18 protein-coding genes are annotated in these 18,173 nt (G+C 74.7%); 8 read left to right on the top strand and 10 right to left on the bottom strand.

Going from position 1 to position 18,173, the window contains the following annotated elements; genetic code table 11:
• The first annotated feature begins 35 nt into the window (after nucleotides 1–35).
• Nucleotides 36–299 carry a hypothetical protein gene (locus ACIOGZ_RS04915; protein ID WP_363582719.1) on the top strand — a complete coding sequence of 88 codons (264 nt, stop codon included), beginning with the start codon at nucleotides 36–38 and terminating at the stop codon, nucleotides 297–299.
• 164 nt (nucleotides 300–463) lie between these two features.
• Here the strand turns inward: ACIOGZ_RS04915 and ACIOGZ_RS04910 are convergent, their stop codons facing one another.
• From ACIOGZ_RS04910 to ACIOGZ_RS04890, 5 genes are all read right to left on the bottom strand, one after another.
• A complete protein-coding gene (locus ACIOGZ_RS04910) occupies nucleotides 464–838 on the bottom strand; it encodes a hypothetical protein (protein ID WP_400984912.1) in 375 nt (124 codons plus the stop codon).
• 143 nt (nucleotides 839–981) lie between these two features.
• Complete coding sequence (locus tag ACIOGZ_RS04905; RefSeq protein ID WP_363582723.1) at nucleotides 982–1,383, bottom strand: hypothetical protein; 402 nt, start codon at nucleotides 1,381–1,383, stop codon at nucleotides 982–984.
• Nucleotides 1,384–1,569: 186 nt separating this feature from the next.
• The gene (locus ACIOGZ_RS04900; RefSeq protein WP_400984910.1) at nucleotides 1,570–2,481 is read right to left on the bottom strand and encodes a ketopantoate reductase family protein; all 912 of its coding nucleotides are present in this window, start codon (nucleotides 2,479–2,481) and stop codon (nucleotides 1,570–1,572) included.
• Nucleotides 2,478–3,023 (bottom strand): hypothetical protein, encoded by a 546-nt coding sequence (locus tag ACIOGZ_RS04895; RefSeq protein ID WP_400984908.1) that lies wholly within the window; start codon nucleotides 3,021–3,023, stop codon nucleotides 2,478–2,480. Before ACIOGZ_RS04895 ends, ACIOGZ_RS04900 begins: the two co-directional genes overlap by 4 nt.
• Before the next feature lie 180 nt (nucleotides 3,024–3,203).
• Nucleotides 3,204–5,327, bottom strand: coding sequence for a serine/threonine-protein kinase (locus ACIOGZ_RS04890; protein ID WP_400984906.1), 2,124 nt, complete (start codon nucleotides 5,325–5,327; stop codon nucleotides 3,204–3,206).
• A 311-nt stretch (nucleotides 5,328–5,638) separates the two neighbouring features.
• On the opposite strand from ACIOGZ_RS04890, the gene ACIOGZ_RS04885 reads away from it, so the two are divergent.
• The 3 genes from ACIOGZ_RS04885 (at nucleotide 5,639) to ACIOGZ_RS04875 (ending at nucleotide 9,242) form a co-directional block, all read left to right on the top strand.
• Nucleotides 5,639–6,409, top strand: coding sequence for an ABC transporter ATP-binding protein (locus ACIOGZ_RS04885; protein ID WP_400985118.1), 771 nt, complete (start codon nucleotides 5,639–5,641; stop codon nucleotides 6,407–6,409).
• On the top strand, nucleotides 6,406–7,794 hold the full coding sequence (locus ACIOGZ_RS04880; RefSeq protein ID WP_400984903.1) for an FtsX-like permease family protein: 1,389 nt from the start codon (nucleotides 6,406–6,408) through the stop codon (nucleotides 7,792–7,794). The genes ACIOGZ_RS04885 and ACIOGZ_RS04880 overlap by 4 nt, the downstream gene beginning before the upstream one ends.
• Nucleotides 7,795–7,925: 131 nt before the next feature.
• Entirely contained in the window at nucleotides 7,926–9,242 is a 1,317-nt protein-coding gene (locus tag ACIOGZ_RS04875) for a sensor histidine kinase (RefSeq protein WP_400984900.1), read from the top strand.
• 44 nt (nucleotides 9,243–9,286) lie between these two features.
• On the opposite strand, the gene ACIOGZ_RS04870 is transcribed toward ACIOGZ_RS04875, so the two are convergent.
• The 3 genes from ACIOGZ_RS04870 to ACIOGZ_RS04860 all read right to left on the bottom strand — a co-directional run bounded on the left by ACIOGZ_RS04870 (nucleotide 9,287) and on the right by ACIOGZ_RS04860 (nucleotide 11,966).
• The gene (locus ACIOGZ_RS04870) at nucleotides 9,287–9,952 is read right to left on the bottom strand and encodes a response regulator transcription factor (protein WP_363633685.1); all 666 of its coding nucleotides are present in this window, start codon (nucleotides 9,950–9,952) and stop codon (nucleotides 9,287–9,289) included.
• A 181-nt stretch (nucleotides 9,953–10,133) separates the two neighbouring features.
• Nucleotides 10,134–10,664 (bottom strand): DUF5959 family protein, encoded by a 531-nt coding sequence (locus ACIOGZ_RS04865; protein WP_400984895.1) that lies wholly within the window; start codon nucleotides 10,662–10,664, stop codon nucleotides 10,134–10,136.
• 297 nt (nucleotides 10,665–10,961) lie between these two features.
• Nucleotides 10,962–11,966, bottom strand: coding sequence for a ScbA/BarX family gamma-butyrolactone biosynthesis protein (locus ACIOGZ_RS04860; protein ID WP_363582739.1), 1,005 nt, complete (start codon nucleotides 11,964–11,966; stop codon nucleotides 10,962–10,964).
• A 461-nt stretch (nucleotides 11,967–12,427) separates the two neighbouring features.
• Here ACIOGZ_RS04860 and ACIOGZ_RS04855 point away from each other — a divergent pair, with 461 nt between their 5' ends.
• Nucleotides 12,428–13,081, top strand: a complete 654-nt coding sequence (locus tag ACIOGZ_RS04855) for a ScbR family autoregulator-binding transcription factor (protein ID WP_363633690.1) — start codon at nucleotides 12,428–12,430, stop codon at nucleotides 13,079–13,081.
• Nucleotides 13,082–13,316: 235 nt separating this feature from the next.
• Nucleotides 13,317–14,180: an AfsR/SARP family transcriptional regulator gene (locus ACIOGZ_RS04850; protein ID WP_363582743.1), complete on the top strand. Its 864-nt coding sequence runs from the start codon at nucleotides 13,317–13,319 to the stop codon at nucleotides 14,178–14,180.
• Between the two features lie 33 nt (nucleotides 14,181–14,213).
• Here ACIOGZ_RS04850 and ACIOGZ_RS04845 read toward each other — a convergent pair whose 3' ends face one another.
• Nucleotides 14,214–15,035: a TioE family transcriptional regulator gene (locus tag ACIOGZ_RS04845; protein WP_400985116.1), complete on the bottom strand. Its 822-nt coding sequence runs from the start codon at nucleotides 15,033–15,035 to the stop codon at nucleotides 14,214–14,216.
• Between the two features lie 90 nt (nucleotides 15,036–15,125).
• On the opposite strand from ACIOGZ_RS04845, the gene ACIOGZ_RS04840 reads away from it, so the two are divergent.
• Entirely contained in the window at nucleotides 15,126–16,271 is a 1,146-nt protein-coding gene (locus ACIOGZ_RS04840; protein WP_400984891.1) for an erythromycin esterase family protein, read from the top strand.
• 33 nt (nucleotides 16,272–16,304) lie between these two features.
• Here ACIOGZ_RS04840 and ACIOGZ_RS04835 read toward each other — a convergent pair whose 3' ends face one another.
• Entirely contained in the window at nucleotides 16,305–17,267 is a 963-nt protein-coding gene (locus tag ACIOGZ_RS04835; protein ID WP_363582747.1) for a LysR family transcriptional regulator, read from the bottom strand.
• A gap of 71 nt (nucleotides 17,268–17,338) precedes the next feature.
• On the opposite strand from ACIOGZ_RS04835, the gene ACIOGZ_RS04830 reads away from it, so the two are divergent.
• Nucleotides 17,339–17,992, top strand: coding sequence for a maleylpyruvate isomerase family mycothiol-dependent enzyme (locus ACIOGZ_RS04830; RefSeq protein WP_400984889.1), 654 nt, complete (start codon nucleotides 17,339–17,341; stop codon nucleotides 17,990–17,992).
• The last annotated feature ends 181 nt before the right edge of the window (nucleotides 17,993–18,173 follow it).

The following is an 18,173-nucleotide window of genomic DNA, read 5'->3' as shown; positions in this document are numbered from 1 at the left end:
GGGCGGAGGACTCTCCACCCTCCTCAGGAGTAGCCATGTGGGCCACCACCGAACAAGACCGGCAGGCCATGCTCAGGGCACTCGTGATCGCCGCGCTGCCGGCCATCGCCCTCCGGTACGCCTCCGGCGTCGGCGTCAGAAGGCTCGCGACGGTTTACGGGTGCGATTCCAACTGGCTCCAGGCCCAGATGATCAAGGCCGGGTACCGCGTCCGGCCGCTTGAGGAAGCAACCGGTCTGCGCCCCGCACCCTGGCCGTGGATGCCTATCAGCATGCCAGGGCGGAAGACGATGCCCTGATTGGGCGCCCCGCTCAAACCGGAGCCTCCAAGCTCACGCGACGAGCGCGTAGCTGGTGAGCTGTACGTGTTTCCGCAGGCCAGGGGTTAAGTCTACGTCTGTATACTTACTCCAGGCCGTGAAGTTGGCGACCAGCGCGGCGGCCGCGGCGGCGGGCTCGCCGTTCAGTGCGAGCCAGGCGAGGTAGGCCGGGTAGGCCGGGTAGGCCTGGCAGCCGGCCAGTGGTGGCCGGGCGGCGAGTTCGTCCGGGCCGAGGCCGCAGGCGGCGGCGAGGCCGGGCAGGGTGCGCAGCGCGGCGCTCTCGCCCCGGCGAGGGCGGCGAACCAGGCGCTCACCGGAAGGTCGGCGCTGCGGGTGGCGAGCAGCAGCAGGCTGCGCCGGTCGGAGGCGATGATCCGGTGCTGCTGGGCGGCGAGTTCGGCCAGGGCCGGGCGGGGCGCCGTGCCGTCGGCGAGCGCCGTGACGAGTGCCGGGGCGGCGTCGCCGGGCGCCAACTCGGCGCGCAGGTCGCGGATCTGGTCGAGGATCGGGTGGTTCACCGGTGCCTCCGTGGTGCGGTTCGATCCCGGTGCCATTCCTACCGCCTGGCGGGGCCCGGTCGGTGGCGACAGGCCGGGGCGGGCCCCGGGTTGCTCCCGGCCCCGCGGGTGCGGGGCCGGGAGCGGGCGGTGCGGTCGGTGGCTCAGGACCCGGCGCAGGCGCTGGTCACGTCGCCGGCGGCGTCGGTGATCGCCCCGATGTCGGGCATCTTGCCCTTGGAGACGTTGTCCTGGGCGCTGGAGACGGCCTTGTTCAGCTTGTCGGTGGCCTTGTCGAGCTTGTCCCCACTGTTGTGGTCGCGGAGCTTCTTGATGTCGTCGCCGACCTTCTTCAGGGCGTCGGAGGTGTGTTTGCGGCGATCCTGGTCGGTGAGTTGGCCGACGTTGATGGCCGATGAGGCGAGGTCCTGGATGTCGCCGGTGATGCTGACGGCCTGTTTGCCGCAGTCGAGTGCCTGGTCGACGTCCTTGCATGCGCTGAGCAGTGGAGCGGTGGCGAGCAGCGCGAGTGCGGCGGCGGCCAGTCGGTACGGTTTCCTTGTCATGTCTGTATCCCTCCCGCCGGCAACAACGCCTGATCGCCCGCTCGTGGTTCCGCCCGATCGGGTGAATCATGGGTGAACCTTTACTGTCGGCCAGGAAAGGGAGTTGATGGAACATCAGATTCCGGACTCGACTTCGCCGACTTCACGTCAGGGGTGCTGCCCATGACGTGAAGTCGGCCGGGACTGCTACCGGTTGGCCGGTCCGGAGAGGTCGCGCACCAGTCCGGCGAGGGTCGGGGTGTCGACCCCGTGTGCGGCGGCGGCCCGCAGGACGGCGCCGCCGATGGCGTCCAGTTCGATCGGACGGCCTGCCTCCACGTCGCGCTGCATCGAGGACTTCATCGACCCGGGCACCCGGTCGAAGGCGGCGAGCAGTGCCTGTGCGTCCGCCGGGGCGCCCGCCGCGCCGGAGACGGCCGCGATCTCGTCGAGGACGGTGAGCAGTTCGGACCGGTGCTCGGTGCGTACGACGCCGACCTCGCTGCGGTGGCGGGTGGTGAGCAGCGCGAACGGGGCGAGGAAGGAGAGCTTGCTCCAGAGCATCGCGGTCTCGTCCTCGCGAAGCGTGACATCGAGGCCGGTGCGCCGCAGCTGCTCGGCCAAGTCCGCTGCCGGTCCGGCCAGTTCGAGCACGGTGAAGGGGCTGGTGTGCTCGATCCGCCCGGGCGCGGTCCGAGTGGCCTCGACCCGGATCGTGCCGGCCGCGACCTGCCCGGCCGGGTAGCGCTCGCGCAGCGCCGCGACGTGGTCGAGTCCGTTGAGCAGCGGCACCACGACGGCGGAGCCGAGGGCCTGCGGCGGCATCCGGTCGAGAGCGTCGGCCAGCGCCGTCTCCTTGACGGTCACGAACGCGGCGTCGACCGGCTCGCGCAGTTCGGTGGCGGCTTCGACCCGGGCGGTGAACTCGCCGAACTGCCCGCTGTGGACGTGCAGTCCGTCCCGGTTGAGGACGGCGGTGGTCTCCTCGCCGGCCAGGCAGATCACCCGGTGCCCGGCGCGCGCGAGCAGTCCGCCGATCAGGCCGCCGACGCCGCCCGGCCCGAGGACGGCGATGGTCAAGGGGGTGGTCGCGGAGGTGGACGCGGGGGTGGTGGTCATGTCGACTCCTGGTGAAGGGGTGAGGGGTGGGCTTCCGGGGAGGAGAGGGAGACGAGGCCGAAGGTGAACGGCGGTTCGTGGCGCGGCTTCCGCCCGCCGGCCGGGGTCCAGCGCACGGGGGTGTTTCGGCTGAGGCGCAGCGTGTCGTACCGGACGTTGCCGTGGGCGGGATCGGGGACGGGCAGGCCCCCGGCGCGCAGCGCCTCGACCACCTCGTGGGCCGGCCGGCCGAAGACGTCGACGCCGTGGAGGCCGACCGGGCAGGCGGTCGCACCCTCCAGCGGTTCCACCGGGCGGCGCGAGAGGAAGACGGCCCGGAGGCGCTCGCCCGAGCCCGAGCAGAGGGTGACGCCGACCCCGGGCAGGGTGAAGTGCAGAGCCCAGCTGGAGCCGCAGACGAAGATGGGGCGCACACCGCCCGGGAGCGCCTCGTGGTGCGGGGCCAGCAGGCGGCGGACCGTCGCCTCGGTGAGGCCGAAGCGCAGTCCGGGCAGCGGCGCGGGCAGGCGGACGCCGTGGCCGGGCAGCAGGTCGATGGTCACCCGTTCATGATCCCTCGTCGGATGGGCGGCGCGGGGCCCGGGGGCGGGCGAGGCTCAGCTCGCGGGCGTACCGAGGCGGTGGCCCGAACCGCGTCCTGCCGTCGGGCGTCGCGGTCGGTGAGCGCCGGCACCGACTCTCCGGGCGGGAGGGGGCGGCGGTCCGGGCGCCCACCGTGCCGGTCAGCCGGCCGTCAGACCGTTCAGCGCGTCGGTGACCTGACGGGCGAGGGCGGGCGGCAGTGCGGCGTAGCCCAGCTGCGTCGCGGCCGGCTGGCCGGCGGCGCTCACCGCGTGGGAGAGCAGACCGGCCAGTGCCTGGGTCGGGCGGTTGCCGCGGTTGTCCGGTGCGTTGGTGTCGCAGAACACCGCGTAGCCGACCTGGACGAGCGGGTACGCGCCGGAGCCGGGGTTCGCGTAGTCGACGTCGACCGTCAGGCCGGCGCCCGTGCCGGTGACCAGGGCGGCGGTGGCGGCCTCGGTGGTGGCGGCCACCGGGCCGGAGCCGGCGGACAGTTTCGCGGTCCGCAGCCCGTCGGCGTCCTTGAGCGGGAGGAAGGCGATCGCGCCGGACTTGCCGGTCACCGTCTGGCGGACGGCGCCGAGATCGCCGACCGCCAGACCGCCCGTCGCCTGGGCGGGCCAGGAGCGGGCGGCCGTCGGGTACGGCCAGGCGGCGGACGCGGCCTTGGCGAGGTAGCGGGTGAAGCCGAGCGTGATCGGCGATTCGGCCGACGGGTGGACCGCGGTGATGGCCGAGTCGGGCAGCACCCGGCCGGGGTTGAGCGTCGCGATCGCGGGATCCCGCCAGCTGGTGATCTGGCCGTTGAAGATCCGGGCCACCGTCGGGGCGTCCAGTACCAGCGAGTCGAGCCCGGGGACGTTGTAGACGACCGCGATCGGCAGGGCGGCGAGCGGGAGTTGGGCGGGCCGGGCGGCCGTGCACCGCTTGCCGAGGCCGTCACCCTCGTCGCCCAGGGGCGCGTCGTCGAGGGTGACGGCGTCGACCTGGCCGGCGACGAACTGCTGGTCGGCGGTGCCGCCCAGGTCGGCGGTGGCCACGTTCGCGGTGGGGCACGCCTGGTGGTAGTCGGCCGTCCAACGGCTCATGACGGTCTTCAACGGCCCGTCTCCGCCCACGACGGCGCGGGCCGAGGGGCAGTCGGGCGGGCCGGACCGGCCTGACTGACCGGGAGTGGACGGAGCCGAGGCGGCCGGGGGCAGGGCACCGGCACCGCCGCTGTCCTTCTCCTGCTGCCGCAGCAGGACGGCCGCGCCGCCGGCCGCGGCCAGCGCGACGGCGACCGCGACGACGAGCGCGGCCGTCCGGCGGCGTGGCCTGGGGACGACGGGGTCGGTCGGCGCCGGTATGACGGCGGGCCCGGCGGGCGGGGGGAGGGCGGGTGCGAGGGGTGCCGAGCGGACGTCCGGCTCGGTCGGTACGGGCGGCACGGCGGGCCGCTCCCACACGGTCGCGGGCCGGGTGTCGGGCGCGGCCGGGGGAGGCTCCACGCCCGCGACGGACCACGTCAGCAACGTCTCCAGGGTGGGCCGTCGGGTCGGCTCCTTGGCGAGGCAGGCCGCGACCATGGGGAGCAGCTCCGCCGCCAGCCCGGCGAGGTCCGGCTCCTCGTAGACGACCCGGAAGCCCACCGCGTGCGAGGAGTCCGCGCCGAACGGACCGCGCCCGGTGCCCGCGAAGGCCAGCACCGAACCGAGCGCGAACACGTCGGTGGCCGGGCTGGTGTCGCCGCGCCGGAACTGCTCCGGCGCCATGAACGGCGGTGTGCCGACGGCGACGCCGGTGCTGGTGAGCTGGGTGCCGTCCAGGGCGCGGGCGATGCCGAAGTCGATCACGCGGGGGCCGTCCTCGGCGAGCAGGACGTTGCCGGGCTTGAGGTCCCGGTGCACCAGCCCGGCACGATGGATGTCCCGCAGCGCCTCCGCGAGGCCCGTCGCCAGCCGCCGTACCTCCGGCGGGCTCAACGGGCCCTGCCGGGCGACCCGTTCGGCCAGCGAAGGGCCCGGGACGTACAGGGTGGCCAGCCAGGGCGACGGGGCGTCGGGGTCCGCGTCGACGACGGGTGCGGTGAACGCCCCGCTCACCCGGCGGGCGGCCTCGACCTCGTGTCGGAACCGGGCCCGGAACTCTTCGTCCCCGGCGAGCTCGGGGCGGATCACCTTGAGTGCCACCTGCCGCCCGGACAGCGACCGCGCGCGGTACACGACGCCCATCCCGCCCGCGCCGATCCGGCCCTCCAGCCGGTACCCGCCGATCTCGCGCGGATCGTTCTCCAGCAAGGTCACGTGACCCCCGTCCTCAGACACCCGTCCCCCGTCCCCCGGTCAAACGGGAGCCAGCCTAGTACCGCACCGTCGGGCGCCGTGACGGTGGCTCGGGTCGGTCGGTCGGTCGGTCGACCTCGACGGCGCCGGGATGGGACCGGACCGCGACGGTGCCGGGGTGGGACGGGACCGCGACGGCCTCGACCCGACGTACGCGTCCTGGGTCCGGAGGTAGGGCCACCTGCGGGGTTCGGTTTTCCGAACCCCGAATTGGGGGGCCAGCCCAATCGATCGTGCGGCCGTTCATGCCCAGGATGGAGGGCATGAACGGGATGACGACAGCCGCCGCGGCGGCGAGCGGCGAGGTGGCGGGCGCGACCCTGACCGGGGACGGGCTGCACCGGGAGTACGGGCGGGGCACGGCCGCCGTCCGGGCGTTGCGGGGGGTGTCCGTGGCCTTCGCGCCGGGGACGTTCACGGCGGTGATGGGGCCCTCGGGTTCCGGCAAGACGACGCTGCTGCACTGCCTCGCCGGGATGGACCGCCCCACCCGGGGCACCGTCCGCTGGGGCGGGACGGAGGTGTCCCGGCTGCCCGAGCGGCGGCTCGCGCAGCTGCGCCGTACCAGGGTGGGGTTCGTGTTCCAGGCGTTCAACCTGATGCCCGCGATGACCGTCGCGCAGAACGTCGAACTTCCCGGGCGGCTCGCGGGGGCGCGGCCGGACGGGGCGCAGGTGCGGGAGGCGCTCGCCAGGGTCGGCCTGTCCGGGCGGGAGCGGCACCGGCCCGGGCAGCTGTCCGGCGGCCAGCAGCAGCGGGTGGCGATCGCCCGGGCGCTGGTCGCGCGGCCGGCCGTGCTGTTCGCGGACGAGCCGACCGGCGCGCTCGACCGGGCGACCGGGCACGACGTCCTCGACCTGCTGCGTTCCGGTGTGGACGCGGACGGGCGGACGTGTGTGATGGTCACCCACGACCCGGTGGCCGCCGGCTACGCGGACCGGGTGCTGCTGCTGGCCGACGGGCTGCTGGTGGACGAGCTCGACCGGCCGACCGCCGCACAGGTCGGCGAGCGGTTGAGCCGGCTGGGCGGGGGAGCGCGATGAGCCCCGTCCTCTCCCTGGCGGCCGGTCAGATCCGGCGCCGACCGGCCGCCTTCGCCGGGCTGGCGGTGGCGCTGTTCCTGGCGGTGGGGACGGTGACGCTGTTCGGCTCGCTGGTCGCCGCCCAGGCCACGGCCCCCGCCGCGGTGGCCCGCCGGGCGGTGGCCGGGCCGGGCCTGCTGCTGATCGCGGGGGCGTTCGGTGAGATCGCCGTCCTGGTCGCGCTGTTCGTCGTGGTCAACGCGCTCGGCTTCACCCTCCGCCAGCAGCACCGCGACCTCGCCCTGCTGCGGACGGTCGCCGCGACACCCCGTCAGGTGCGTCGGCTGGTGCGGGCCCAGGTCGCGGCGACCGTCCTGCTGATGGCCGTGCCCGGCGGCGCGGCGGGCACCCTCGCCGCCCGGGGCTTCCTCGCCGCGCTCCGACGGCGCGGGCTGGCCGCGCCCGGCCTGCGGATCCCCGGGACGCCGGTGCCGATGCTGGTTGCACTGGCGGTGGCGCTGCTGGTCGGCCTGGCCGCCACCGCCCTCGCCGCCCGACGGATCACCCGGCTCACCCCGGCCGCCGCGCTGACCGCCGACACCTCGGGCCAGCGGCGCACGGGCGTGCTGCGGGTGCTGGCCGGGCTGGCCGTCCTGGCGGGCGGGGTGCTGCTGCTGCGGCTCGCCGCCACCAGAGGGGCCGGTGAACTGGACAAGGCGGGGCAGGCGGCGATGCTCGGCTCGCTGGTGCTGCTGGTCGCCCTCGCCCTGCTCGGGCCGCTCGCCGCACGGGCCGTGGCCGCCGTGCTCGGCGCGCCGGTACGGGTGCTGGCCCCCGGGGCGGGCTGGCTCGCCGACGCCAACCTGCGCGGCTACGCGGCCCGGCTCTCCTCGGCCGTGGTGCCGGTCGCGCTCCTGGTCGGGCTGTCGGGCACCATGTTGATCATGACGAGCACCGCCGAGCACGTGGTCCGTACGACCGGCGCCGCGACCAGCGTCACCAAGGTGACGGACGTCTGGCTCCGCGAGGCGGAACTGGGGATGCTGGTCTGCTTCGCGGCCGTCTCCACCGTCAACACGCTGGTCGCCCTGACGGCCGACCGGTGGCGCGAGTTCGCGCTACTGCGCCTGGTCGGCGCGACCAGGCGGCAACTGCTGCGGATGCTGTCCGTCGAGGCGGCCCTCACCACGGCGGTCGGCGTGCTGCTGGGTGCGGCGGTGGCGGCCGTCGCCACGGGGGCGTTCGCCCGGGCGGTGACGGGGTCGGTGCTGCCGGTGGTGCCGGGCGTTGCGTGCGGCTGGGTGGTGGCGGGCGCGGCGGGGCTGACGGTACCGGGAATCCTGGGCGCCGGCCTGCGGGCGATCCGGGGGCGCGCGGTCGAGGCGGTCGGCGGTGAGCGGGGGTGAGCGGGGGTGGCCGGGCCCTTCGCCAGGTGCGGTGGGGCCGGGTCGAAGCCGCCTGGGTGTGTCGTCGAAGCGGTGAGTGGTGAGTGCGGTGAGTGCGGTGAGCGTGGTGAGTGGGAGTGGTGAGGTGGACGGTGGCTGAGCGTCGGCGGTATCTGTCGGTGCGCGGTGGCGAGTTGGCCTTCGCGCTGCTCGGGCTGCCGATCGGCGTGCTCGGCGGGGTCTACGCCGTGGCCGTGCTCTATGCCGGGGCGTTGCTCTCGCTCACCGTGCTCGGGCTGCCGTTCGTGGTGGCCGCCCTGGCCGGGGCGCGCGGGCTGGGCGGGCTGCACCGGCGACTGGTCGGGCGGCTGCTCGGCGAGCGGGTGTCGGCTCCGGGCGCGCTGCCCCGGCCGTCCGGGGCGATCGCCCGGGGCCGGGCGGTGCTGACCGACCCGGTGGCCTGGCGGGCGCTGCTCTACCTGCTGCTGCGGCTGCCACTGGGGGTGCTTGGCTTCCTGGTCGCGGTCGGACTGCCGCTCAGCTGCGTCTGGTTGGTGGGCTTCCCGCTGTGGGTGCGGCTGCTGGAGCCGGGGCCCAGACCGGTCGGCTGGCTGGACGTGGCCGGGGCCCCGGCCGGGCTCGCCGTACTGGCGGCGGTGCCGGCGGCGCTGCGGGCGGTGAGCGCGGCCAATCGGAGCCTCGCCCGGCTGCTGCTCGGCCCGGTGCGGTCGCAGGAGCGGGTGCGCGAGCTGGAGACCGCCCGGGCCACCTTGCTCGCCGAGAACACCGACCGGTTGCGCCGCCTCGAACGCGATCTGCACGACGGGACGCAGGCGCAACTGGTCGCGCTCGCCATCACCCTCTCGTTGGCCGACGACGCCCTCGGTGCGGTCACCGGTGAGGCCGTTGGTGAGGCCGTTGGCGACGCCCAGCCCGGGCTGACCGGGCTGCCCGGCCCGCCCGGCGCTCCGGACGCCGAGCGCCTGCGCACCCTGGTCGACCGGGCCCGTCGGCAGACCGACGACACCATCGCGGAGCTGCGCCGGCTCACCCGGGGCATCCACCCGGTGGCGCTGGACGGCGGCCTCGCCCAGGCGCTGCCCGGGCTCACCGCTACCGCGCCGGTGCCGGTCACGGTACGGCTGGACCTGAGGGAGCGGCCGGACGCGGCGATCGAGCAGGCCGTCTACTTCTGCGCGGCCGAGTTGCTGACCAACGTCGCCAAGCACAGCGGCGCGGCGGCGGCGGAGCTCGCGGCGAGCGCAGCCGACGGGCGGGTGCGGCTGACGGTGCGCGACGACGGCCGCGGGGGCGCCGCCCCGGGCGGGGGCTCCGGCTCGGGCTCCGGTTCGGGTTCGGGCCTGGCGGGCCTGGCCGAACGGCTCGTGGCGGTGGACGGGGTGCTGCGGGTGGACAGCCCGCCGGGCGGGCCGACGACGGTCACCGCCGAACTGCCGAGCCGCCTGTGACGGGTGGCCGCGGCGCGGCCGTCCACGGAACCGCTGCTCCCGGCTCAGCCGCCGGTTTCGGCGAGGTAGGTGAGGACGGCTTTGACGCGCCGGTTGTCGGTTTCGGTCGCCGACAGGTCGAACTTGGCGAAGACGGCGGCGACGTGCTTCTCCACCGCCCGCTCCGAGACCACGAGCAGCCCGGCGATCGAACGGTTGGAGTGGCCCTGCGCCATCAGCTCCAGTACCTCCCGTTCGCGCGGGGTGAGCGCGTCGACACGGTTTCGCCGCCCACCGTGCATCAGGCCGTTGACGATCTCCGGGTCGAGCGCCGTGCCGCCGGCCGCCACCCGGTGCAGCGCGTCCACGAACTCCGAGGTGCGGGCGACGCGTTCCTTGAGCAGATAGCCGACGCCGGCGGCGCCACCTGCGAGCAGCCGGGCCGCCCAGGCGGTCTCGGCGTGCTGGGAGAAGACCAGGATGCCGACCCCGGGCGAGGTGGAGCGGAGCTCGACGGCGGCGCGGATGCCCTCGTCGGTGTGGCTGGGCGGCATCCGGATGTCGACCACGGCCACATCGGGCCGGTGCTCGTCGACGGCGGCGATCAGTTCGGGGGCCGTCCCGGCGGTGGCGACCACGGTGCACCCGCGCGCGGTGAGGAGTTCGACCATGCCGTCCCGGAGGATCACCGAGTCCTCGGCGAGGACGACGCGGAGCTGCTTCTCGATCATGTCGCCATTATCGGCGGTGGCCGGTCCGCCGCCGGTCGGCGCCCGGCCGCCCGGGGCCGGCTGTCGGCCGGCTCCGCCGTCCAACTCACCGTCCGTGCCGTGCGGCTCCTCCTCCTCGCCCTGCCCGACGGCTCGCTACGCGGGGCGTCGGCCCCTTCGTCAGAATGGTATTGACGGTGCGTCAGTGTTCGTCCCCCCGCTGTCCGCGCCAGGCGTGGACGCCGGGGGCGACCTCGACCACCTCGAACGGGTAGGCGTCCCGGACGAGTTTGAGCAGGGCGCGCTGCTCGTCCAGCCAGCCGGGGGCGGGGGACAGGACGACCCGGAGGGTGACGCCGGAGTCCTCGGCGTCGGAGACGGTCACCCAGAGGCCGCCGGGTCGCCCCGGCTCGATCCGCAGCTCCGGGCCGTGCTCCTCGTCCAGCCAGCGCACCGCCTCGCGTCGCGCCAGACGTTCCAGGGCGGCTTCCCACTGCTGGAGTTGACGTCCAGTCACCAGTGTGACGAACTGCCCGCGGGCCGAGTCGGCGGTGACGGTGATCTCGCAGTCCAGCCAGTCGTGGCCGAGCAGGGAGCCCGGTGCGTGCCGCCCCAGCACCCGCACCCGTACGCTCCGCCCGCCGGTGCGCCCCTCGTGCCCGGTGGCGTCGTCGGTGCCGGGGCGGTCCGTCAGTCTGATCAACTCGTTCTGGTGCGAAGCGACTTCACGCACTGTGTACTCCCGGTCACTGCGAATCCAAGGGCTGACATCCTCGCGCAGGTGTTCGTCCGGTGCCAGTCCGTGGGAGGGGTTCGTCTCCGGCGCGCCGACGGCCCGCCCGACCGTGGAGGTCGGACGGGCCGGGTGGGGCGGTGCGGTCGGCTGGCGGTCCGCGCTGCTCAGGGCTGATCCACCCTGGTCGGGACCGGCCGGGACTGGTCGGGGCCGGCGCGGGTCGACGGGAGTCCGTCGGCGCCCGTCAGTGCCCGTCAGTGCCCGTCGGCGCCCGTCAGTGCCCAGCGGCGCCGGTCACCGCTGGTCGGCGTGGCCGGTCAGGACGGTGGTGAAGATCGGCTCGCCGTTCTGGTGGCCGGTGACGGTGGTGGTGAGGGCGTCCGGGTCGTCACCGGGGGTGTGCCGGGCGGTGATCGTGGTGGCGGCGTCGTGCTCGGCGTACCGGTGGTAGGTGGTCGCGGCGGAGGCGGGGATGACGGTGGCCGGTGAGACGAGCGCGTTGGTGGCCTGGCGGGCGGCCTCCAGCAGGACCATGCCGGGAATGTGGTCGTTGGCGTGGTCGAAGAGGATCGGGTGCCAGAGGTCGGGGGTGAGGTGCCAGGTCCCGGGTGCGTCGGCCGGGGTCAGGACGACGTCGCAGGGGCGGATCCGGCCCACTCGGCCCGGGGCCAGCGGCTCGCCGGAGACGGCGGGCGCCGGGTCGGCCTCGCGGCGTGCCCCGCGCAGCCGCCGGTAGGTGGAGTCCGGCACGGTGGTGAACCGGGCGTGTCCGGTGGCGGCGAGGTGGGCGCCGCGTCGGATGACGGTGCTGAGGGTGAAGTCGATGGTGGTGCCGGCCCGGCGCGGCTGTGGGACGAGTCTGGCCTCGATGGTGAGGTCGGTGGGCGCCGCGCCGATGAGCAGTTGGCGGGGGCGGGTGGTGTAGTCGAGGTTCCACATCATGAACTTGTGGTCGAGCGGGACGCCGAACCGGGTGTGCGCGAGGTAGAGCCCGGCTTGGCGGATCGTTTCAGCGGCCTGGATCGGGTCGTGCCGGGTTCCGTCGGGGGTGGTGAAGAAGGTGTGGGCGCGCGGCCACTGCGCGGTGACGGCGAAGGTCGTCTCGTTCAGCTGCTCGCTGCCGGTGAGGAAGACCTCGGCGTGACAGGCCCGGTGGACGTACTCCTTGGCAACGGTGCTGGTCAGGCGCGGTGCCGGTCCGGTCGGCACGGCCGGTCCGGCGGTGCGGCCGGGGGTGGTGCCGTGGTCCGCGCCGGCGACGCGGGAGATGGCGGGGGCGCGGTAGGCAAGCAGGGTCATGGGAGCGCTCCGGAAGGCCGTGGCGGGCGGGGTGGGCTGCTCAGGGCTCGTAAGATACGTACCTTCCGGTTTGGTTTTCAAGGAGCCCGAACGAAGGTTCGTTGGCGGCCGAGCGTGGTCGGGTGGTCGCTCCAGGTGCCGCGCGATGGCCGTCCGGGTGGCCTGAACCTGGGGCGGATGCCGCCTGGCCTGCAAAGGAATCCCCAAAAGTGGGGTGACAGGTGCATTATCACGGCGGGCCGTTTTCGGTGGGATGCGGCCGGAAGTGGGGAGCTGGATTCCGGCTCTGTCGGCCGGGGGAGGGGTGGCGGTCGCTTTCCCGCCCTGTAGCGTCCACGCGGTTTTCCTTCACTCGAAGGCGGGTGCATGCGACCTGGGGGCGAGGGATCGCCGGTTGACCGGCGGGTAAGATACAGGGTGTTTGGTTTTGTTTGCCGAGCGTTTCGGGCGGGGTGGTTGCGGTGGTGCGGCAGGAGCGGGCGATCCGGACGCGTCGGCTGATCCTGGAGGCGGCGGCCTCGGTCTTCGACGAGCACGGGTACGAGGGGGCGACGATCGGTGAGGTGGTCGCCCGTGCGGGTGTGACCCGGGGTGCGGTGTACTTCCACTTCGCGTCGAAGCGGGAGCTCGCACAGGGCGTCGTGGAGGAGCAGTTCGGTCGGGACGAGATCCCCGAACGGCATTGCAAGCTCCAGGAGTTCGTCGACCTGGGGATGGTCGTCGCCCATCTCATGCCGGGTGACCCGCTGTTGAGCGCGGGCGCGCGGCTCTCGCTCGGCCAGGACGTGTTCGGCGACCTCAGCGGCGGTGCCACGCCCGGGTGGATCGCCCGGCTGGAGGCGGTGCTGACGGCGGCCGGCGAGCGGGGCGAGCTGCTGCCGCACGTGCTGCCGGCCGAGACGGCGTGGCTGATGACGGGCGCCTGGACGGGCGTGCAGATCCAGTCCCAGAAGATGTCCGGCCGGGCGGATCTGGAGCGCCGGGTGGCCGTGCTGTACCGGCACGTGATGCCGAGCATCGCGGTCCCCGGGGTGCTGGCCGCGCTGGATCTGGGCTCGGACCGTGGTGGGCGGGTGGTGGCCGAGCTGGCGGCGGCCCGTGCTGGTGGCGCCTGACGGCTTGCGCCCGGGGCTGACGCGGCGGCACTTGTGGCGGCGGTCGGTCCGGTCGGTCGCCGCAGTCCGGAGCTCGATGGTCCGTTCAATAACAAACAGCTCGTTCGGTTTTGTATTGACAAACCGTCCGTCCTGTTTTTGGATGAGCACCTGGTGCTCGGCTGTGCGGTAGCCGCAGCGCCGGCCGGCCGGTGGCCGTCGGGGTCGCCGATCCGTCTGGATTGGGGTGGACGTCATGGAGATCCGGGTGTTGGGGGCCTTGGGGGTCCAGGTGTGCGGGGTGTCGGTGGTGCCCTCGGCGCCGAAACCACGGCAAGTGCTCGCCCTGCTGGCCCTGCGCGCCGACCAGGTCATCTCGGCGGGCGTCCTCGCGGAGGAACTGTGGTCCGGCCATCCGCCACGCAGCGCGCGCACCACCGTCCAGACCTACGTCCTCCAACTGCGCGACCTCATCGACCGGGCGCTCGCCCACCGCGATGACGCCGGAGGAGCGTGCGGAGCCAAGGACGTCCTGGTGACCTCGCCCGGCGGCTACCGGCTCGACAGCGGCGGCGGACTGGTCGACCTCCAGGAGTTCGACCGCCTCGCGGGCCTCGGCTACCGGGCCATGGACGGCGGCGACTTCCCGCTCGCCGCCCGCCAGTTGGGCGAGGCGCTCGGCCTGTGGCGCGGTCCGGCGTTCGCCGACGTCCCGCTCGGCGGTCAACTCGCCGTCGAGGCCAAGCGGTTGGAGGAGACCCGGCTCTGCGCGCTGGATCAGCGGATCGAGGCCGACCTGCGGCTGGGCCGCCACCGCGTCCTGCTCGCCGAACTCACCGTCCTGGTCGACCGCTACCGCACCCACGAGAGCCTGCACGGCCAGTACATGATCGCCCTGCACCGCTCCGGCCGACGGGGCGAGGCCCTGGAGGCCTACCAGCGCCTGCGCAACACCCTGGTACGGGAGTTGGGCATGGAACCCTCGGCCGGACTGCGACGGCTCCAGCGCTCCATCCTGCTCGCCAACCCCGATCGCCCCGAGCCCGACCGTGCCGCCGGCCCCGCCACCCCCGCCGACCAGACCCCTCCTCGCACCACCCGGCTCACCCGCGTCGGCTGAGCCCGCCACGGAGGCGGCCCGCCGAATCGCTGACTAAGACCCCAGGTCCGGCCGCGGGTGGCCGGTCAGGCCCAGGTAGTGGCCGAGCCGGGCGGCCGCGTCGAGCATGGCCAGGCCCTGGGCGGTGAGCCTGCGCTGCCAGCCGTCGAGGGCGTCGGCCAGGGAGGCCGTGCCGCCGGCCGTCCGCACCTGTCGGACCACGGTGGCGATGTGGTCCAGCGGGTAGCCGCCGCGCCGGAGCAGGTGGGCGAGTTCGGCGTCGCGGATGTCGTCGGCGCGGAAGACGCGGTGCCCGGTGGCCTGGTCCCGGGCGGGGGTGAGGATGCCCGCGCCCTCCCAGTTGCGCACGGTCGCCGGGGTGACGCCGAGCCGGTGGGCGAGTTCGCCGATGCTCAGGACGGCGCCGTCCACCGCGGGCTCCGCCGATGGGCCCGCCTCAAGATCCGTCTCAAGATCCGCTGCAAGGTCCGCTGCAAGGTCCGCTGCAAGGTCCGCTGCAAGGTCCGCCGAGAGATCCCGCGCCGCGTCGGGTCGCGCCGTCAGGTGGTGCACGGCCTTCCGCACCGCGTCCAGGGTGTCCCGGTCGCGGAGCAGTTGGCCGTGGCCGCGGTCGATGGCCGTCAGGGCATCGTCGAGCCCGCCCCGGTGGAGTGCGGTCATGATCCGGCCGCCGGTCGCGTGGCCGTACGCCGCGACCAGGGAGCGGTAGGCGTCGAGCGCGGCCGCGTGCACCTCGGTGTAGATGCGGTAGCCGCTGGCGGTGCGTTCGGCGGGCGGGAGGAAGCCGTCCCGCTCGTAGTTGCGCACGGCCTGGGTCGAGAGGCCGTGCCCGCGGGCGAGGTCGGAGGGGCGCATGGTGGTCACCGGTTTGAGACTTCAGCGGAGGATCGGGCGGTCGGGGCGGGAAAAGTCTCAACCGTTCTTTCAAGGATACGCTTGAGGGTCATGAGTCAGGACTTGCGAGACCTCGTCCCTTCGCCATGCGCACTGCTGGCGCTCGGTGAACCCACCCACCGGGAACCGGCCTTCGCGCGGATCCGCAACGAGCTGTTCGCCCGACTGGTCGACCGGGGATTCCGGTCGATCGCCCTCGAAACCGACCGGGTGGCCGCGCTCACCGTGAACGACTTCGTCCAGGAGGGGGTGGGCACCCTCGACTCGGTGATGGGCGAGGGCTTCTCCCACGGCTTCGGAGAGCTGGACGGCAACCGGCGGCTGGTCGCCTGGATGCGCGACTACAACCGGAGCCGGCCGCCGGCGGACCGTCTGGCCTTCCACGGCTTCGACGCGCAGACGGAGAACACCAGCGCACCCAGCCCGCGGCGCTACCTCGAACACGCCCGCGACTACCTCGGGCTCGACCTCGACCTCGCCGGCCTGGTCGGCGAGGACCAGCGCTGGAGCCGCCCCGAGGCGGTCCTGGACCCGAAGATGTCGCCCGGCGCCTCCGCCGAGGCGGAGAAGCTGCGGACGGTCGCCGACGACCTGCTCACCCTGCTGTACGCGCGGGCCCCGGAACTGGTCGCGGCGACCTCGCGCGCCGAGTGGCTCAGGGCCAGGACGCACCTCACCGCCGGCCTCGGTCTGCTCCGCTACCACCGGCAGTCGGCCGAGCGCCTGGAGCCGGGCGCCCGGCTGTCCGGCCTCCTCGGCACCCGGGACGTGCTCATGGCCCAGAACCTCCTCGACATCCGCGGCGGCGAGGCCCGCCGAGGGGGGACCCTGGTCTTCGCCCACAACCTCCACCTGCAGCGGCAGCCGAGCGCCATGCGGCTGGCGGACCTGGACCTGACCTGGAGCGGCGTCGGCGCGATCCTGAACTCCCTGGACGAGCCGTACACCTTCGTCCCCGGCAGCCTGGGCCGCAGCGAGGCCGTCGGGCTCCAGGAGCCCGAGCCGGACACCCACGAGGGCGCGCTCCAGCGAGGGGCCGCCACCTGGGGACTGGTCGAGCCCGGTGCGGCCGCCGGTGGCCGGACGCGCACCGACACCACGCCGGAGCAGGGCTACTTCCCGCTCGACCGGGCGGTCCTCGACGGGGCCGACGCGATCCTGCACATCGGCGACGGGACCGCCGCCGCCGCGCTCTGACGGCGGCCTGCGGAGGACGGACCCCCGGCAGCGTCAGGTGCGGGCCCCCGGGCCCGGATAGGACGTCCGCAAGTGGCCCAGGAGCGCGGCCGTGGGCGGCGCGGTGGGGCGGCCGGTCGGCCAGGCCAGCGCGATCCGCACCAGCGGGACGGGGTCGGTGAGCGGCCGGATCCGCAGCCCGGCGGCGGGCGGCGGATCCGGCAGCACGGCCACGCCCAGCCCGTGCGCGGCGAGTTCGGCCAGCTGCGGCGGGGCGGACGCCTCGACCGCGACCGTGGGGCGTGCCCCGGCCGCGGCCAGGGCCTGCTCCAGTGCCGTCCGCAGGCCGGTGCCGCGCGGGGTGCTCACCAGGGCGTGCCCGGCCAGTGCGGCGACCGGCAGGGGGCCGTCCGGTCCGCCGGCCAGCGGGTGGTGCCCGGTGAAGGCGGCGACCAGCGGGGCTTCCAGCACGGTGTGCAGGGCGAGCCCGGCCAGCGTCCGCCAGCCGTCGTCGTCGTCCCGTCCGCTCGCGGTGGTGGGCAGGCCGATCACGGCGAGGTCCAACCGCCCCTCGCGCAGGGCGCCGAGCATCCGCGCGGTACCGTCCTCGGCCAGCGAGAGGTCGATGCCCGGGTGGTCGCGGCGGAACGCGGCGAGCGTGGTGGCGAGTCCGGGAAGGCCGTCCGCCCCGGCCGGCGGGACAGGACCCAGGGCTGCCCCGGAGACCAGCCCGAGCCGGACGTGCCCGCGCCGCAGTCCGCCGAAGTCCTGCGCCGTCTGCCGCGCCGCCGCGGCGGAGGCGAGCGCCGCCCGCGCGTGCGGGAGCACCGCCTCGCCGACCGGGGTGAGCCGGACGCCGCGCCCGCCGCGGTCCAGCAGCCGGTGGCCCAATTCCTTCTCCAGCTGCCGGATCTGGGCGCTGACCCCGGGCTGGGTGAGGTGCAGCAGTTCGGCGGCGCGGGTGAAGCTGCCCTGCTGGGCCACGGTGACGAAGTACTGGAGCTGCCGGAGTTCCATAACTTCTGATGATAGGTGGAAGAACTCCCCGGTCTTGGACGTCCGGAGGGTCCCGGCCGCAGGCTGGAGGCATGGGAACCGTGCAGCACGACCAGGCCGTCGACTGGGTCCGCGAGCAGATCGCGGCCGAACGCCGGGAACTCGCCGAGGTGTTCACCACCTTCTCCCCGGACCAGTGGAACTCCCCTTCGCTGTGCGCAGGTTGGCGCGTTCGCGAGGTCGCCGCCCACATGAGCACCGGCTTCCGCCACTCCACCGCCCGCAGTCTCGCGGACCTCATGCGGGCCGGCGGCTCCCTCCACCGGATGACCGACCGGGTGGCGCGCCGCGACGCCGCCGCCCTCACCGACCGCCAACTCGCCGCCGCTCTCGCCGACCACGCCGAACACCCCTGGCGCCCCCCGGTCGGCGGCCGGATCGCCGCCCTCGCCCACGACGTCGTGCACGGCCTCGACATCACCACCGCGCTCGGCCTGCCCTCGCGCCTACCGCTGCCTCGGGTCACCGCCCTGCTCGCCACCGTCTCCCGGCGCAGTCTGCGCTTCTTCGGCGCCCGACTCGACGGTGTCCACCTGCGGGCCGCCGACACCGCCTGGGCGTACGGCGAGGGCCCGGCCGTGGTGGAGGGCCGGGCCGAACACCTCCTGCTGCTCACCTACGGGCGCCGGCTGCCGCCCGGCCTCCTCACCGGCCCGGGCGCGGGGCGGTTCACCCTGGACGGGTAGCGGGCGCGTCCGCTCTCGCGTGCCCGGCCGTCGGCGGGAGCGCCGTGCGGGTGCCGGAGCAGATCACCGGGCTGATCCCCGGCCCCGGCCCCGGCCCCGGCCCCGGCCCCGGCCCCGGCCCCGGCCCCGGCCCCGGCCCCGGCCCCGGCCCCGGCCCCGGCCCCGGCCCCGGCCCCGGTCG

Origin of the sequence: Kitasatospora sp. NPDC088160, assembly GCF_044741445.1 — a bacterium.
Classification (GTDB): Bacteria; Actinomycetota; Actinomycetes; order Streptomycetales; family Streptomycetaceae; genus Kitasatospora.
Note: the sequence above shows the minus strand (reverse complement) of the source record. Positions and strands in the feature narration are given on the sequence as shown.